The sequence below is a fragment of the Clostridia bacterium genome, from assembly GCA_035628995.1.
In the GTDB taxonomy this organism is placed as follows: Bacteria; Bacillota; Clostridia; order Lutisporales; family Lutisporaceae; genus BRH-c25.
Genome location: DASPIR010000023.1, coordinates 189657 through 205852, shown reverse-complemented (window position 1 = coordinate 205852; position 16196 = coordinate 189657). Strand labels below are relative to the sequence as shown.

At 40.6% G+C, this 16196-nt stretch carries 13 protein-coding genes; all 13 read right to left on the bottom strand.

Features of this window, described 5'->3' with window-relative positions; all coding sequences use genetic code 11:
* Positions 1-126: 126 nt before the first annotated feature.
* Entirely contained in the window at positions 127-1419 is a 1293-nt protein-coding gene (locus tag VEB00_07770) for a methionine gamma-lyase family protein (protein ID HYF82909.1), read from the bottom strand.
* Between the two features lie 113 nt (positions 1420-1532).
* Entirely contained in the window at positions 1533-1790 is a 258-nt protein-coding gene (hfq, locus tag VEB00_07765; GenBank protein HYF82908.1) for an RNA chaperone Hfq, read from the bottom strand.
* 81 nt (positions 1791-1871) lie between these two features.
* Positions 1872-2813: a tRNA (adenosine(37)-N6)-dimethylallyltransferase MiaA gene (gene miaA / locus VEB00_07760; GenBank protein ID HYF82907.1), complete on the bottom strand. Its 942-nt coding sequence runs from the start codon at positions 2811-2813 to the stop codon at positions 1872-1874.
* A 43-nt stretch (positions 2814-2856) separates the two neighbouring features.
* Positions 2857-4677 (bottom strand): DNA mismatch repair endonuclease MutL, encoded by a 1821-nt coding sequence (mutL, locus tag VEB00_07755; protein HYF82906.1) that lies wholly within the window; start codon positions 4675-4677, stop codon positions 2857-2859.
* 21 nt (positions 4678-4698) lie between these two features.
* Positions 4699-7296 (bottom strand): DNA mismatch repair protein MutS, encoded by a 2598-nt coding sequence (mutS, locus tag VEB00_07750; GenBank protein ID HYF82905.1) that lies wholly within the window; start codon positions 7294-7296, stop codon positions 4699-4701.
* A gap of 2 nt (positions 7297-7298) precedes the next feature.
* On the bottom strand, positions 7299-8741 hold the full coding sequence (miaB, locus tag VEB00_07745) for a tRNA (N6-isopentenyl adenosine(37)-C2)-methylthiotransferase MiaB (GenBank protein ID HYF82904.1): 1443 nt from the start codon (positions 8739-8741) through the stop codon (positions 7299-7301).
* A gap of 237 nt (positions 8742-8978) precedes the next feature.
* On the bottom strand, positions 8979-9686 hold the full coding sequence (locus tag VEB00_07740; protein HYF82903.1) for an ABC transporter ATP-binding protein: 708 nt from the start codon (positions 9684-9686) through the stop codon (positions 8979-8981).
* 2 nt (positions 9687-9688) lie between these two features.
* Positions 9689-10453, bottom strand: coding sequence for an ABC transporter ATP-binding protein (locus VEB00_07735; GenBank protein ID HYF82902.1), 765 nt, complete (start codon positions 10451-10453; stop codon positions 9689-9691).
* Position 10454: 1 nt separating this feature from the next.
* Entirely contained in the window at positions 10455-11351 is an 897-nt protein-coding gene (locus VEB00_07730) for a branched-chain amino acid ABC transporter permease (GenBank protein ID HYF82901.1), read from the bottom strand.
* Positions 11352-11363: 12 nt separating this feature from the next.
* The gene (locus VEB00_07725; GenBank protein ID HYF82900.1) at positions 11364-12248 is read right to left on the bottom strand and encodes a branched-chain amino acid ABC transporter permease; all 885 of its coding nucleotides are present in this window, start codon (positions 12246-12248) and stop codon (positions 11364-11366) included.
* 92 nt (positions 12249-12340) lie between these two features.
* The gene (locus tag VEB00_07720) at positions 12341-13510 is read right to left on the bottom strand and encodes an ABC transporter substrate-binding protein (GenBank protein HYF82899.1); all 1170 of its coding nucleotides are present in this window, start codon (positions 13508-13510) and stop codon (positions 12341-12343) included.
* A gap of 316 nt (positions 13511-13826) precedes the next feature.
* A complete protein-coding gene (locus VEB00_07715; GenBank protein ID HYF82898.1) occupies positions 13827-14417 on the bottom strand; it encodes a hypothetical protein in 591 nt (196 codons plus the stop codon).
* 56 nt (positions 14418-14473) lie between these two features.
* Positions 14474-16087, bottom strand: coding sequence for an MBL fold metallo-hydrolase (locus tag VEB00_07710; GenBank protein HYF82897.1), 1614 nt, complete (start codon positions 16085-16087; stop codon positions 14474-14476).
* Between the last annotated feature and the right edge of the window lie 109 nt (positions 16088-16196).

Genomic DNA, 16196 nt, shown 5'->3' with positions numbered 1-16196 from the left:
AATATTTTTTTACTGTATTATAATATTTTTAGATTATACCACTATGACAGTTTAATGTAAATAAATTGGGAACGCTGTACTAATTATACTTTCTAATGATGTTATTAATACCACTTAATTCACTTACTATAGGTTTATGCATCCCTTATTTGTCAAGTTCTGCAGAGCGTAAATCAATCCGATTTTTACATGGTCGAAGGTTACCCCTCCCTGCAGATATGCAATATAGGGTGGTCTTAATGGTGCATCAGCACTAAGCTCAATAGAAGCTCCCTGTACAAAGCCTCCGGCAGCCATTATTACCTGGTCATTGTAGCCCGGCATATCCCATGGCTCAGGGCTAACAAAGGAATCAACCGGCGACCCCTTCTGTATACCCTGGCAGAAAGCGATAAGAGCTTCCCTGTTGCCAAATTTAATTGCCTGGATTATATCGCTCCTGCGGGAATTATACTCGGGGTTAACTTCAAAACCCAGCTTATTGAAAAGCTTCGAGCAGAATACAGCTCCCTTCACTGCCTCAGCCACAATATGAGGAGCAAGGAACAATCCCTGGAAGAACAATCTGTTTATCCCCAAGGTTGCACCGCATTCCTTACCTATACCAGGTGCAATGAGCCTGCCGGCAGCCATCTCCACCAAGTGAGCCTTACCACATACATAGCCTCCAGTGGGAGCAATGCTTCCCCCTGGGTTTTTAATCAGTGAGCCTGCTATTATGTCTGCACCTACCTCAGTAGGCTCCTTGAAGTCCAGAAACTCCCCATAGCAGTTGTCTACCATACAGACTATATTGGGATTTATTATTTTGATGAATTTTATTGTATATTCTATATCCTCCAGAGTCAGCGAAGGTCTCCATGAATAGCCCAGTGACCGCTGTATCAGTATCATCTTTGTCTTATCATTTATCTTCTTTGTTATTTCACTATAGTTAATTTTGCCAGCCTCGGTTAGATCTATCTGGTTGTAGCTCACGCCCAAATCCCTAAGGCAGCCGGGAGGGCAATTTTTAATTCCAATTATATTTTCAAGGGTATCATAGGGCTTCCCAGTAACAGAAAGCAGCTCATCACCTGGTCTCAGAACACCAAATAGGCATAGCGCTAATGCGTGGGTTCCTGAGGCGATTTGAGGCCTCACAAGAGCATCCTCACAGCCAAAAATATCTGCATATACCTTGTCAATGGTTTCTCTTCCGGCATCACCGTAACCGTAACCAGTAGAATAATTGAAATGCATGTCGCTTAACCTGTTCTTCTGCATAGCGCTTAGCACTTTGTACTGGTTGAATTCCCTGATTTCGTCGATTTTTTCAAACTGACCGGAAACCTCATCCTCAGTAGATACACATATGTCAATTATCTTCTTGCTGATGTTCAGCTTATTAATCAAGTAATCTGTTGTTTTGTAATGCATTGCGGCACCTCATTTTTCTTTTATATTAACAATATATTTTATCATATTTTGCAATTCAAGGCAAATAAACAAGCCCTTGTAAATCTACAAGGGCTTGCATCTATAATATGTATTTATTTAATAGTGTTCTCTTGAGGTCTGTTGTCAGTAAATGCGAAGTTAATAGGTTTTACCGGGATTATTGTTGAGACTGCATGCTTATATACCAGCTGCTGCTTGCCTTCGTTATCCAGTACAATAGTATAATTATCGAAGCCTCTTACATTTCCCTTGAGCTGAAATCCATTAACCAGGTATATAGTTATAGTGATATGTTCTTTGCGGACCTGGTTCAGAAATACATCCTGCAGATTTATATTTACTTTATTCATTCAATTCCCCTCCAAAATAAAATAATCCAATTTCCAGATTTTATTATATTTATATTATTATATAATCACTTGATATTTATTCTATACTAAAGAAATTTTTCCTGCAATATACCTAATAATATTTTCCAGCAAAATTTCCCTTTTATGGAAGCTGTCAGAATCAACCCAAAATATGCGGGGATCTCTCCTGAACCATGTAAGCTGCCTTTTTGCATAGTGCCTTGTGTCTCTTTTAAGGACTCTCACTGCCTCCTCCTTTGATATCGTACCTTGAAGGTAATCAGCAATCTCCTTGTAGCCAAGTGCCTGCATAGAGGTCAAGTCCCTGCCGTAGCCCATCCCCAGAAGTCCTTCCACTTCTTCCACAAGCCCTTCTGTCATCATTTTATCCACTCGTTGTTCTATTCTGCTATAGAGCTTTTCCCTGTCCATAGCAAGTGTTATATAAACAAAGTCATATCTTGGCGGCTGTTTTTTGGATTCCTCCTGGAAATACGATATTGGCTTGCCAGTGAACTTGTAAACCTCTAACGCTCTGATAGCCCGTCTGAGATCATTTGGGTGCAGCTTATTATAGCTTGCAGGATCAACACTTTCCAGCATGGAATGAACATAATCAGAGCCCTTGCTGTCAGCTATCTCCTGCATTTCGTTCCTGAATTCCTCGTCAGATATGGATTTCGTAAAATCCAGATTGTCCAAGAGGGAGTTAATATAAAGTCCAGTCCCTCCCGTGATAATTGGCAGCTTTCCTCTTTCATTGATGTCCCTGATATATTCTTCAGCCCTGTTCCTGAAATGCGCTACATTGAAATCTTCATCGGGATTTACTTCATCTATCATGTAGTGCTTTATACCTTGCATCTCGTCTTCCTTAAGCTTTGCGGTGCCTATATCCATATGTCTGTAAACCTGAGCAGAGTCTGCCGATATTATCTCTCCGCATAAGTTCCTTGCCAAAGCCAGGGATACGTCAGTCTTTCCTACGGCAGTAGGTCCTGCAAGTATGCATATTTTAGGCAGTTCTTTAGTAGCTAATGTCAAATTTTCCACACCTCTGCAAAATCTATATTATCCTCTTGAACTTTTTTTCAAGCTCATACTTGCTCATTGTTATTATTGTAGGCCTTCCATGAGGACATGTATATGGCTGGTTTGTTTTCATAAGTCTGTCAATCAGCTCTCTGGTTTCTTCGGTCGTAATGCTGTCACCAGCTTTTATTGCATTCTTGCAGGCCATACTTATAATAATCTTTTCCAAAGGAGAGGTCGCAATGCCTCCTGCCTCCTTCAGAGAATCAAGTATGTTGCTGAAGAACTCTCCGGTACAAGGCTCTCCCATTATTATTGGTATAGCTCTTATTGCAAGAGTATTCTCTCCGAACCATTCAATTTCAAAACCGAGATTCTGGAATATCAGGCTGTTCTCAGAATATAAAAGCTTCTCTGCGGGACTCAGCTCTATTATTATAGGCATCATAAGCTCCTGCATGGAAATGCTCTTTGTATTATACTTCTCCCTGATATTTTCAAACATTATCCTCTCATGAGCGGCGTGCTGATCAATCAGATAGAAGGTATCCTCCTGCTGCCCTAGAACATATGTTCCGAACAATTGTCCAATTACATTTAGCTCCAAGGTATGGAGCTTTTGTTGAGTTTTCTCAATTACTTCCTGTTCTGGCTTCCTAACATAGTTGAACTGCTTTTGGAAGCTGTCAACTCTGGGAGTAGAAGCTTCTTCATTTTTGAAGGATAGCTGATCAAAATTGATTTTAGCAGGCTCATATTCAGTCCTTCTTTCGAATATCGTCGATGCCTCAGAACGGGTGTTCTGGTATGGAGCACTGGCCGCTGCCTGAGGTTCAGTACTATCTTCAAAGCTTTCAAATATGAGTTTGCTGCTGTTTAGGCAGTTCTTAACTGCCACATATAGAGTATTGAAAATTGCCCTGTCATCGGAAAACTTTATCTCCTGTTTTGTTGGGTGAACATTAACATCTATCATATCTGATTTTATATCAATGTTTATAACGCTAAAGGGATAACGGTTATTCATTAGCAGCGTCTTATAAGCCTGCTTCATTGCTTCTGCCATCATTCTATTCTTTATATACCTTTTATTTATGGAAAAGGTCATATAGGTTGAGTTTCCCTTTGCTATCTCAGGCTTACCTATATATCCGTCTATGCTTATGATATCATTTGAATAATCAAGGGGCAGCATTGCTTTTGCAATATTTTTGCCATATATGCAGAGAATTACCGAAAGCAGGTCGCCGTTCCCGGGAGTGTGCAGAACAACCTTATTGTTTACTGTAAGCTTCATAGATATTCCAGTATTGGTAAGTGCCAGTTTTTCTACAATATCAACTATAGCACCCTGCTCTGAAGTGTCACTTTTCAGAAACTTCAACCTTGCAGGGGTATTAAAGAAAAGATTCCTTACTGTAACGCTGGTACCTGTAGGATAGCCAATGTCTGTACCATCTATCTGCTTGCCGCCCTTTACGATTACATGGCTGCCTGAGGTATCCTCTTCTGCCTTTGTCATAAGCTCTACCTCAGATACTGCAGCTATACTTGCCATTGCCTCTCCCCGGAAGCCCAAGGTGAGTATTCCCAGAAGATCGTTGGAGGACTTTATTTTGCTGGTTGCATGCCTGAAGAACACATGTTCTATGTCCTCCTTCATTATGCCGCATCCGTTGTCTGATACATTTATATAGGCTTTACCGCCCTCTTGTATCTCAATGCTGATAGCAGTAGCTCCTGCGTCGATAGAGTTCTCTGCCAGCTCCTTTACTATGGAGGCAGGTCTTTCTATTACTTCTCCTGCTGCTATTTTATTAATGGTAGCTTCATCAAGCACATATATTTTACCCATCTTTACACCTCTTAGGTTTCGTTATAGATCCTTAACTTTATCCTGCAGCTCCATGAGCTTGTTAAGAGCTTGTATGGGCGTCATATTGGCCACATCAAGCAGTTTAAGCTCATCAGCTATTGAGAATCCTGCAAAATTGAAAAGGTTAGGCTCATTATCATTTATATAAGGCTTCTTTCTCTTGTGTCTCACATATATATCAGTCTGATTGTTCTTCTCTGACTTTTCGAGTATGGACAATATCTCTGAAGATCTTTCCAGAATAGGCTCCGGTATACCTGCAAGTCTTGCCACATGTATGCCGTAGCTGCCACTGGCTCCGCCCCGTGCTATTTTTCTTAGAAATACTATATCCCTGCCTTTTTCCTCTACCATAACGCAGTAGTTCTTCACTCCGTCAATTTTGTCCTCCAGCTCTGTGAGCTCATGATAATGAGTGGCAAAAAGGGTCTTTGCTCCAAGTTTTCCCTTGTCAGTTATAAACTCCACCACCGACCAGGCTATGCTCAACCCATCGAAGGTACTGGTTCCTCTTCCTATTTCGTCAAGTATTACAAGGCTCTTGCTGGTTGCATTATTTATTATATTGGCCAGCTCACTCATCTCTACCATGAAGGTACTCTGTCCTGATGCAAGGTCATCTGAAGCACCTACCCTGGTGAATATCCGGTCTACTACTCCGATTTCGGCCTTAGCTGCGGGTACAAAGCAGCCTATCTGAGCCATCAGGGTTATAAGAGCCACCTGCCTCATGTAAGTGGATTTACCTGCCATATTGGGTCCTGTAATTATAAGCATCCTATTTTCTTCATTGTCAAGAAGCGTATCATTGGGTACGAACTTAAGTTCGCTATTCTGAGCTTCCACCACGGGGTGTCTGCCCTTTTCAATTATTAATACATCTTCATTATTTACTATTGGCCTAACATAATTATATTTCTGCGACACTTCAGCCAAGGAGCAGATGCAGTCAAGGTCGGAAAGGAATGAGGCTGTCTGCTGTATTCTCTTTATATGCCCTGCTATATCACTTCTTATTTCAATAAATGTCTGGTATTCCAGCTCTATAAGCTTTTCTTCCGCACCAAGCACCATATCCTCAAGTTTCTTAAGCTCTGGTGTTATGTATCTTTCAGAGTTTGAAAGCGTCTGTTTCCTTATAAAATACTCCGGCACAGAGGATAAGTTGGATTTTGTAATATCTATATAGTAGCCGAATACCCTATTAAAGCCTATTTTCAAGGATTTAATACCCGACTGTTCCTTTTCCTTCTGTTCCAGCTCAGCAATCCACTGCTTGCCGTTTACCGAACCAACGCGTATTTCGTCCAATTGCGGAAGATAACCATCCTTAATGAGATTGCCTTCCTTAAGCGTAAATGGCGGTTCTTCAGTAATTGATTTGTCCACTATCTGGTACAAATCCTCCAATATATCAAGATTATCATAAGTATTCTTTAATAGACTGCTTGTACAACCAGAAAGCATGCTCTTAATATGCGGCAGATTGCGCACCGAATTCCTGAAGGCTATTAGGTCCTTCGCATTGGCACTTCCCAACGCAATCCTGGATGCCAGCCTTTCAATATCATACATGCTTTTCAAGTATTCCTTTATCTCTTCCCTTTTGAGGAAATCATTAAAGAGCTCATCTACTGCATCCAACCTGCCATTTATCTCAGTAGTGCTTAGAAGCGGCTTTTCAAGCCAGCCTTTTAACTTTCTTCCTCCCATGGCTGTGGAGGTTCTGTCAATTACCGAAAGCAGCGCACCCTTTTTGGATTTGCCTCTTATCGTTTCAGAAAGCTCCAGGTTTCTTCTGGTGCTCTGGTCCAGCACCATGAAGTTACTTATGCTGTAGCTCTTTATATAGTTTATATTATCCAAGCGGACCTTTTGTATATCATCAAGGTATAAAAGCACTGCTCCGGTGCTTCTTAAGAGACATTCACTGTCTATACCCAGCCCTTCAAGGCTGGAAACTCCGAACTGTCTCTTGAGCCTCCTTGAGCAGTCCTCATGATCGTAATACTTCTTGTCCAATAAGTTGTAAGCAGAATATGCTGCTTTGATGTCCGACAGCTCTAGGTTTGAAATTATCTCAGATGGATTAATCCTCGTTATTTCATTCCTTATATTAGCTGCATCCCCATTATCAGCATAGGTGCAGTAGAACTCTCCTGTCGAAAGATCTACATAGGATAATGCAAGATGCTTGCTGTCCGAATACAAGCTTAGCAGATAGTTGTTGTTTCGCTCATCCAGCATTGAGCTTTCTATGACAGTACCGGGAGTTATTATCTTTATTACCTCCCTGCGTACAATCCCTTTTGCAAGGGCAGGGTCTTCCACCTGCTCGCATATAGCCACCTTGTAGTTCTTCTCAATAAGTCTTGCTATATAGTTCTCTGCGGCATGATAGGGTATACCGCACATTGGAGCCTTTTCCTCCTGACCGCAGTCTCTTCCGGTAAGAGTAATTTCAAGCTCCTTGGAAGCGGTTAGTGCGTCCTCGAAGAACATCTCATAAAAGTCCCCAAGCCTGAAGAATAATATTTTATCCTTATGCTGGTTTTTAATTTCAAAGTATTGCTGCATCATAGGCGTCAACTGTGCCATAATTATTTCACCTCATTAACCATTTCCCCATTAAGGAACCATGAATATATTTCTTTAATACTAACATTCACAAGTTTACCAACAATCCCGTCTATACCGCTGAAATTCACTACTTTTCCCGTCCTTGTCCTGCCTGTATATTTAGATGGATCATTTTTACTGGTACCATCCACCAATACTTCAACAGTTCTGCCAAGATACGCTTCGTTCATCTTTCTCGATATATCATTCTGAAGCTTTTCAAGCTTCTCAAAATTCCTGTGCTTATCCTCATAGCTGGCCGGGTCCTCTATTTCAGCAGCGGGAGTGCCCTTTCGACTTGAATATATAAACATGAACACCTGGTCAAATTCAACCTGTCGTAAAACATCAAGGGTCTCTTCAAAGTCCTCGTCCGTCTCCCCCGGAAATCCCACAATTATATCTGTGCTCAAAGCAACTCCAGGTATTTCCTGTTTTACCTTAATTACCTTATTAAGGTATTCCTCTTTTGTGTACTTTCTATTCATCCTGCGTAAAATTTCGTTGCTCCCTGCCTGAAATGGAAGGTGAAGATGCTCGCATACCTTGCTGCAGTCTCTAATGGCGTGAATAAGCTTTTCTGAAATATCCTTAGGATGGGAGGTCATGAACCTTATTCTTTCGATTCCTTCTATATCGTTAACAAGCCTGATTAGGTCAGCAAAATCCAATTCAATATCAAGGTCCTTGCCGTAGGAATTGACATTCTGCCCAAGAAGAGTCACTTCCTTGCAGCTATCCTTAGCAAGATTCTCAATTTCCTTGACAATATCTTCTGGCTTTCTGCTTCTCTCCCTGCCCCTTACATGAGGTACTATGCAGTATGAGCAAAAGTTGTTGCACCCATACATAACGGTAACCCAAGCCTTAAACTTTTCTTCTCTAAGTACAGGTATATCTTCTATTATTGTACCTTCGGAGTTCAGGATGTCTATGAGTGTATACTTCTCATCCATGGAACGTTCCAGCAGCTCCGGAAGCTTATATGTGTTGTGTGTCCCGAATACAAGATCCACATGACGGTATTTCTTCCTTATCATCTCTACAGCATGTTCCTGCTGCATCATGCAGCCGCACACACCTATAATGAGTGCCGGGTTGTCTACCTTAAGCTTTTTAAGGGCTCCGATATTGCCATATAGCTTTAGCTCGGCATTCTCCCTTACACAGCAGGTATTTATTATAATTACATCTGCTTGTTCCTTCTTCTCCGTATGGGTATATCCCATTTCTGCAAGCATGCCCATTATTTTTTCCGAATCGGAGTTGTTCTGCTGGCACCCAAAGGTAATTACATGCATAAACTTCTGCTTACCTGTCTTCAGTTGTTCCAACTCATTGTTCTCTCTGATTCTTTGTGTAATCTGCTTTTGCCTTAAAAGCTCATTGTTATCTATCTTCTCTGCTGTTTTTCTTTCTGACATATAATCATCCAACCTCTAGTTTTATTATTTTGCTCATGTGATGAGCTTCTAAAAACCCCAAAGCCCTGCATTCAGACCATTGTCTATTACCTATTGCCCATCATCCATATTCATATTTAGTATACCATAATTAACTATTTTATAACAATAAAAGACAAGGCGACACTTCTTTTATTGCCACCTTGTCTTTTTATTATTTTAAGGTATAATCTGCCTGCTTAGCTTCTCAACAACAATTTATTTCTTTGTCCCCAAATAGGCTTCCTGTATTTTGGGATTACCTGCTATTTCATTCGCCCATCCCGAGACTGTAATATTACCCTGCTCCAGAACATATGCTCTATCCGCTATGGACAATGCCTTATATGCATTCTGCTCAACCAGGAGAATGGTTTTGCCCATCTTTCTTATATCCACGATGATATCAAAGACAGTATTTACAAGTATAGGTGCAAGTCCAAGGGATGGCTCATCAAGCAGCATTATTTCAGGATTGCTCATAAGTCCTCTGCCCATAGCAAGCATTTGCTGCTCACCGCCGCTCAATGTCCCAGCTGCCTGATTCTCTCTTTCCTCAAGTCTCGGAAATAGAATAAATACTTTTTCCAAGTCTTCTTTTATACCATTCTTGTCACTCCTTAAGAATGCCCCCATCATAAGGTTGTCTTTGACAGTAAGATTTGCAAATATGAGTCTGCCCTCAGGCACATGACAGATTCCCATCCTCACTATATTGCTGGGATTGTTCCCCAGCTTGCTGCCCTTGTAGCTTATCTCACCTTCTTTGTACTTCAAAAACCCTGATACGGAATTGAGCAATGTGGATTTTCCTGCACCGTTGGAACCTATTATGGTGACTATCTCACCTTTATTGACTTCCAGTGATACTCCCTTTAATGCATGTATGCCGCCATAGTAAACTTGCAAATTATTAACTTTTAACATAGTTACCCCTCCACTCCCAAATATGCTTCAATAACCTTGTGGTTGTTCTGTATATCACTGGGGGTACCCTCTGCAAGCTTGCAGCCGAAATTAAGAACCATTATTTCCTCACACACACCCATTATAAGATCCATATGATGCTCTATTATAAGTATGGTCAAGTTGAATTTCTCTCTTATTTCTATAATGAGCTTCATTAACTGTTCAGTTTCATCAGGATTCATACCTGCAGCAGGCTCATCCAAAAGAAGCAGCTTCGGCATCAGTGCCAGCGCCCTCGCTATTTCCAGTCTTCTCTGAAGCCCGTAGGGCAGATTGTTGGCAACGAGGTCCTTTCTGCTTCCAAGACCCATTATATCAATAAGCTCTGAAGCTTGTTCCTTTAATTGCTTTTCCTGTTTTCTGAATTTAGGCAGCCTTAGCACAGAGTCCAATATCGAATAATTGGCGTTGTAATGGCATGCTGTAAATACGTTATCATAAACAGACAGCTTTTTGAAAAGCCTGATGTTCTGGAAGGTTCTTGTTATGCCTGATTCGGCTATCAAATAAGGCTCCTTGCGTGTGATATCCTTACCTTCAAATATTACATTTCCGCTCGTAACCTTATATACGCCGGTTATCAGGTTGAAAATTGTAGTCTTGCCGGCACCATTAGGTCCTATGAGTCCTGTGATGCTGTCTTTATTTACACTAAAGTTCACATCTCCAACAGCGGTAAGGCCTCCAAAGGTTTTGGTCAGTCCTTTAAGTTCAAGTATGCTCATATCACTTACCTCCTCCCGCGTCCAAAAGCTTATCCTTGCGCCTGGATATAAGGCTGTTGTATAGTTTTTTCATACTGGACGGAGTTAGCTCATAACCGCCCATCAATCCTTCAGGTCTGGAAATCATAATGAAAATTACTGCCAAACCGTAAAATACAAGCCTCCACTGGGAAAAAGCCCTGAGTATTTCAGGCAGTGATGTAAGCACCAGTGCGCCCAGCACGCTTCCCGATATGCTTCCAAGTCCTCCGAATATAACTATAATAGTCAGCTCTGTGGATTTTGCAAGACTGAACATCTTAGGCTGAAGGAAGGTCATGTAATGCCCCAGCAATCCTCCTGCAATACCAGCATAGCCTGCACTAATCATAAGCGCGATCATTTTATATTTAAACACATTGATGCCTACTATCTGTGAAGCGAGTTCTTCTTCCCTAATAGCAATCATATTTCTGCCGTGCCTCGAATGTATTAGATTAGCGAGTACTATTATTGCTACTATATTGATTCCAAGCACATTCCAAATATTCGTATAATAAGGTATTCCAGGCCAGCCTCTTGCGCCGCCGAAATACTGCACATTGTCCAGCACAAGTCTTATTGCCTCGCCGAATCCCAAGGTTGCTATACAAAAGTAGTCACCCTTGAGGTTCAAGGTTGCTCTGCCTATTAATGCACTCGCTAATGCAGCAGCAAGTCCCCCAACCATAAGCGCAGGTATGAAGGGCCAATGAAAATTGACTGTCATCATTGCTGTAGTATAGCCGCCAATTGCCATGAACCCCGCATGTCCAAAGGAGAACAGTCCCGTAAACCCTGTGAGCAGTGATAATCCGAGTACAGTCATAAGGTTTATTCCTGCCAATGTAAGTATGCCTATTACATATTCGTTATTCATATCCTTACCCCCTTATGCCTTATCCTCGGTAACCTTGCCCATGAGTCCCATAGGCCTGACTACCAAAACTGTGATCAAAAGAGCAAATGCAATAAGATCCCTATACTGGGATGAAAGATACCCTGATGTGAAGGTTTCTATGATACCAAGAAGTACAGAGCCTATTACTGCTCCTTGCAGGCTTCCCAGTCCGCCAAAAACAGCAGCTATAAAGGATTTTAATGTTATAAAACCTATTTGCGGATATACTGTGTATTTCATTCCAAAAAGCACCCCTGCAATACCCGCAAGGAATCCACCCATAACGAATACCGTAACTATTATTAGGTCAGTATTGACACCCATTAAGGCACTTGCTTTGACATTGTAGGAAGTAGCCTGTATTGCCTTGCCTATTTTTGTATGCTCTATAATATAAATCAATAATATCAGACATATTGCAGATACCATGAACATCATAGTATCAAGCTTTCCAATTGCCAGCTCACCTATTTTAAAGGGCTGCTTGCTGAATATCTCCGGGTAGGTCCTAAAGGTCGGGCCAATGGCCGGAATGGCTATTACCAAGTTCTCCAGAAATATTGATGCACCCATGGCAGAAATGATGAAATATAAAAATGGTGCCCGTCTTTCTCTCAGAGGTTTATAGGCTACTCTCTCAATAACCAGTGCCAAGATTGCAGTGCATACGGCAGATGCAATAAAAGCCAAAGGGAAAGGGAAATGATAAAGGGTAAGAAAAAAGAAACCAAAGTACGCACCAAACATTATTACCCCGCCGTGAGCAAAATTACTGAAGTTCATAATACTGTAAACCAGAGAGTAGCCCACGGCCATCAATGCATAGACACTGCCTATGGAAAGACCGTTTATTAATTGTTGCAAGAACTGAGTCATTTTTCTTCCTCTCCTCGATATATATAGAGCAGAAGGGTTTGACCTTCTGCTCTATATTCACTTAGTTTGTGTTGCCTTCCTTACAGTTGTATTTATTGTGCAGCAAACTTCTGCTGGAATACGTACTTGCCATCAACTATCTTTATGATAGCTGCGTCTTTGCCTTCAGGGTTGTGTGTATCCTTGCCTATCTTTATCTTACCTGTGATACCCTTTATATCTGAAGTCTCAAGCGCCTTAGCTATCTTTTCTGAGTTCGCTTCCCCTGCGCTCTTTATAGCATCTTCAAGCATGAGAACTGCATCATGCACTAGGTAACCGTTAAGCTCAACATCCTTGCTGTACTTAGTCTTGTATCTGGTCTTGAAGTCCTGAACATCAGGGTCGTCATAATCCAAGTGGTTTACGAAGTAAGAACCGTTTACAGCATCCTTAGCCATACTTAGAAGCTGTTCTGAAGGCCATCCATCGCCGCCCATAAGAGTTGCAGTTATTCCAAGCTCTCTTGCCTGGTTGGAGCTCAATGCTACTTCCTTAAAGAAATATGGCATGAATATAACATCAGGATTTGCAGCCTTTATTTTTGAAAGCTGCGGTCTGAAGTCAATGTCTCCGGACTTGAAGCCTTCTTTTACTACAACTTTTCCGCCATTCTTTACGAAATACTCTTCAAAGAACTGTGTAAGACCCTGGGAATAATCGTCTCCAACGTCATATAGAATTGCAGCATTCTTAGCTTTAAGAACATCAATAGCGTAACCTGCAGCTACTGCACCTTGATATGGGTCTATGAAACATACTCTGTAGTTATAAGGTTTTACTTTTCCATCAATAACCGTAACCTTAGGGTTAGTTGCAACTGTGGCTATATCTGCAACCTTTGCCTGTTCAAGTACAGGTGCTATCGGTATAGCATTACCACTTGCGTTTGGTCCTAATATTGCTACAACTTTGTCCTGCCCGGTAAGTCTTTTTGCAACATTAACTGCTTCCAGTGGGTCACCTTTGGTGTCATATCCGATTACTTCCAGATTTTTGCCAAGAACTCCGCCTTTTGCATTGATTTCTTCAAAAAGCATTTTCACTGTATTTAACTCGCACTGTCCCCATACGGCCTGGTCACCTGTCAGTGATCCCATCCAGCCTACTTTGATAGTGTCTCCTGCAGCAGCTGCAGCTGGAGCACTGTTTCCACACCCTGTTAACCCAATTGAAACAACAAACAAACAAATTAGTAATAATGCTATTGCTTTCTTTTTCATAATTATCCTCCTCGAATTTTTTAATTATTGATTAATAACGTCCTCCCTTCTTCTGTATTAATTGCATAAGCTCCTACTGTATAAATATATATAAAATATTTAGAAAAATGACTAGTTAGATATGTATATGATTTAATGGTTGAAATACTTGTAACCCTTCGAAACATTATGATTAAGATTCTACATAAATTGAAAAATTCCTTTCTGTTATTATATTGTATAATTATTTATTTGTAAACATAAATATGCACTATTTGATAAAATCTTCATATATTCTATCATATAGTGCATATTTATACATATATATTCATATTTACTACATAAGCTTGCTGCCTTGGCTTTCTATTATTGCTTTTTCCTTGAGTATATTGATAATCTGGTTTGCATCTCTCTTTGAGAGGTCCTTGCTGAAGCTTTTTCCGGTCTTATCCTGTATAAGATCTCTTAGATCGTCATTGGACATATTAAGATCCTTTGCTATCGCAAAAATAGTATTGATTTGAGCTTTTGTTGCACCTTCTGTTTTTTTCTGTTCCTCACCTTGCTCATGCTGTTCCTCATCTGATTGATTCTTGCTTGCTCTTACTTCCTCAAAGCCTGTAAACTCAACCCCATAGCCTGCAAAGCGAAGTGCCCTTGCAATAGCTCTGGTTTCAGCCAATTCAAGAATAGCATTGGAAAGAACTTTGTCTCTTTTAACCGAAGCGTTGCCCAAGCCGGTAAAAGTTCCTTTTTCAGTCTTGACTGCAGCCTGAATCACAGTTGTTTCTTCTGTATATTGCACAACGCTGGTTTCTATAGACAAACTTTTGTTTTCGTCGTGAGCAAGCCTCAATCTACCACCAACAACAGGGTAAATCTTTCCTTGGACTTTGACAAGTTCTTCATTTCTAAATGTACTCAGCATATTATTCCCTCCTGAGAATATTGTGTGAGTGCAATAAAAATATATGCAAAGGGCTGCTAACTAATTTCCTTTTTGACATCAGCTAATGCAGCTTGAAGTTTTTCTATTGTATAAAGCAAAGTGTCCATCTTGATATCTTCTTTATCAGAAAGCGATAGCAGTAAATCATCCAATGTATCATTGAACTCTCTTCTTATACCAGATACTGAATTTTTCAAGCCTTCCTTTTGATTGGCAGATCTATCCACGACAACTTGCCTATGTGTTGTAGCAGTCAACTCTATTGTTTGTCCCAGCTGTGCGATTTCATTCGATATCCCAAAGTCAGTCTCAATTCTCCTTGAAAGCTCTTTTAATGCTTCTTCTTCTCCGTGTACCAAAAATACCTTTGCAGGTTTTTTCTTAAATGCACCAATCCATTCTAAAAGGCCCTTCTGATCTGCATGACCTGAAAATCCTTCGATAGAATATATCTTACACTTGACTCCAATTTCCTCGCCGAAAATCTTTACAGTCTTTTCTCCATCCCTAATTCTTCTGCCTAAGGTGTTCTTCGCCTGATAGCCGACAAACACAACACTTGAGTCTTCACGCCAAAGATTATGCTTTAGGTGATGCTTTATTCTCCCTGCTTCACACATGCCACTGGCAGATATTATGATGCTGCTGCTCTTGTTAAAGTTTATCGCTTTAGACTCATCAGCAGTCTGTGTGAAGATCAAGTTGGAGAATTCGAAGGGATTATCTCCAGCTTTGATGAGTTTTTGAGCTTCCTCATCCATATATGGCAAGGAGGTTTGGAATATTTTAGTCGCATTAATTGCTAAAGGACTGTCGACATATACTGGAACATTCCTTATGTTGGAATCCTTTGCTTCCTTGAGCATATTAAGAACATACAATATTTCCTGAGTTCTTTCTATAGCAAAAGATGGAATAACCACATTGCCTTTCCTCTTCAGCGTTTCCGTAATAATATCCTGTAAAAGCAAATTCTTGTTTTGAGCATCCTTATGAAGTCTGTCCCCATAAGTAGATTCCATTATTACATAGTCAGCATCCTCTATTATAGTAGGGTCTTTAATTATAGGTGCATTTTTATTCCCAAGATCTCCAGAAAATACTATCTTGAACTCCTCGCCGTTTTCTCTTACCCACATCTCAATTATAGAAGACCCTAGAATATGTCCTGCATCCATGAACCGTACTGTGATATTCGGACCAAGCTCAGTAAGTTTTTTATATTCTACTGGCTGAAACAGCTTCAATGATTCCTCTGCATCCTTCACAGTGTATATAGGTTCTACTATTCCTTTACCTGCTCTTTGTCTCTTTCTATTTTGCCATTCTGCTTCGGACTCCTGTATGAATGCACTATCCGGAAGCATTATTTTGCAGAGCTCAAAAGTCGGGAAGGAAGTTATTATTTTGCCCTTGAAACCTCGTTTCACCAGCTGTGGTACCCTTCCACTGTGGTCAATATGTGCATGAGAAAGTATCAAAATATCAATTTCTGATGGGTTGAATCTGAATTGTTCATAATTCATTTCATCAGCTTCACTTCCACCTTGGAACATGCCGTTATCTAAAAGTATTTTATTATTCTCCATCTCCAGAAGATGGCACGATCCAGTGACAGTACCTGCTGCACCACAAAAAGTAAGCTTCATATAGCACCTCCGAAATTATTATAAATGCATACATAATAGTAAATAATATATTCTACAAAAACTATCTTTTCCCCTTTATTCGCGGACTTTTTTGTAAGCAAATCCTATT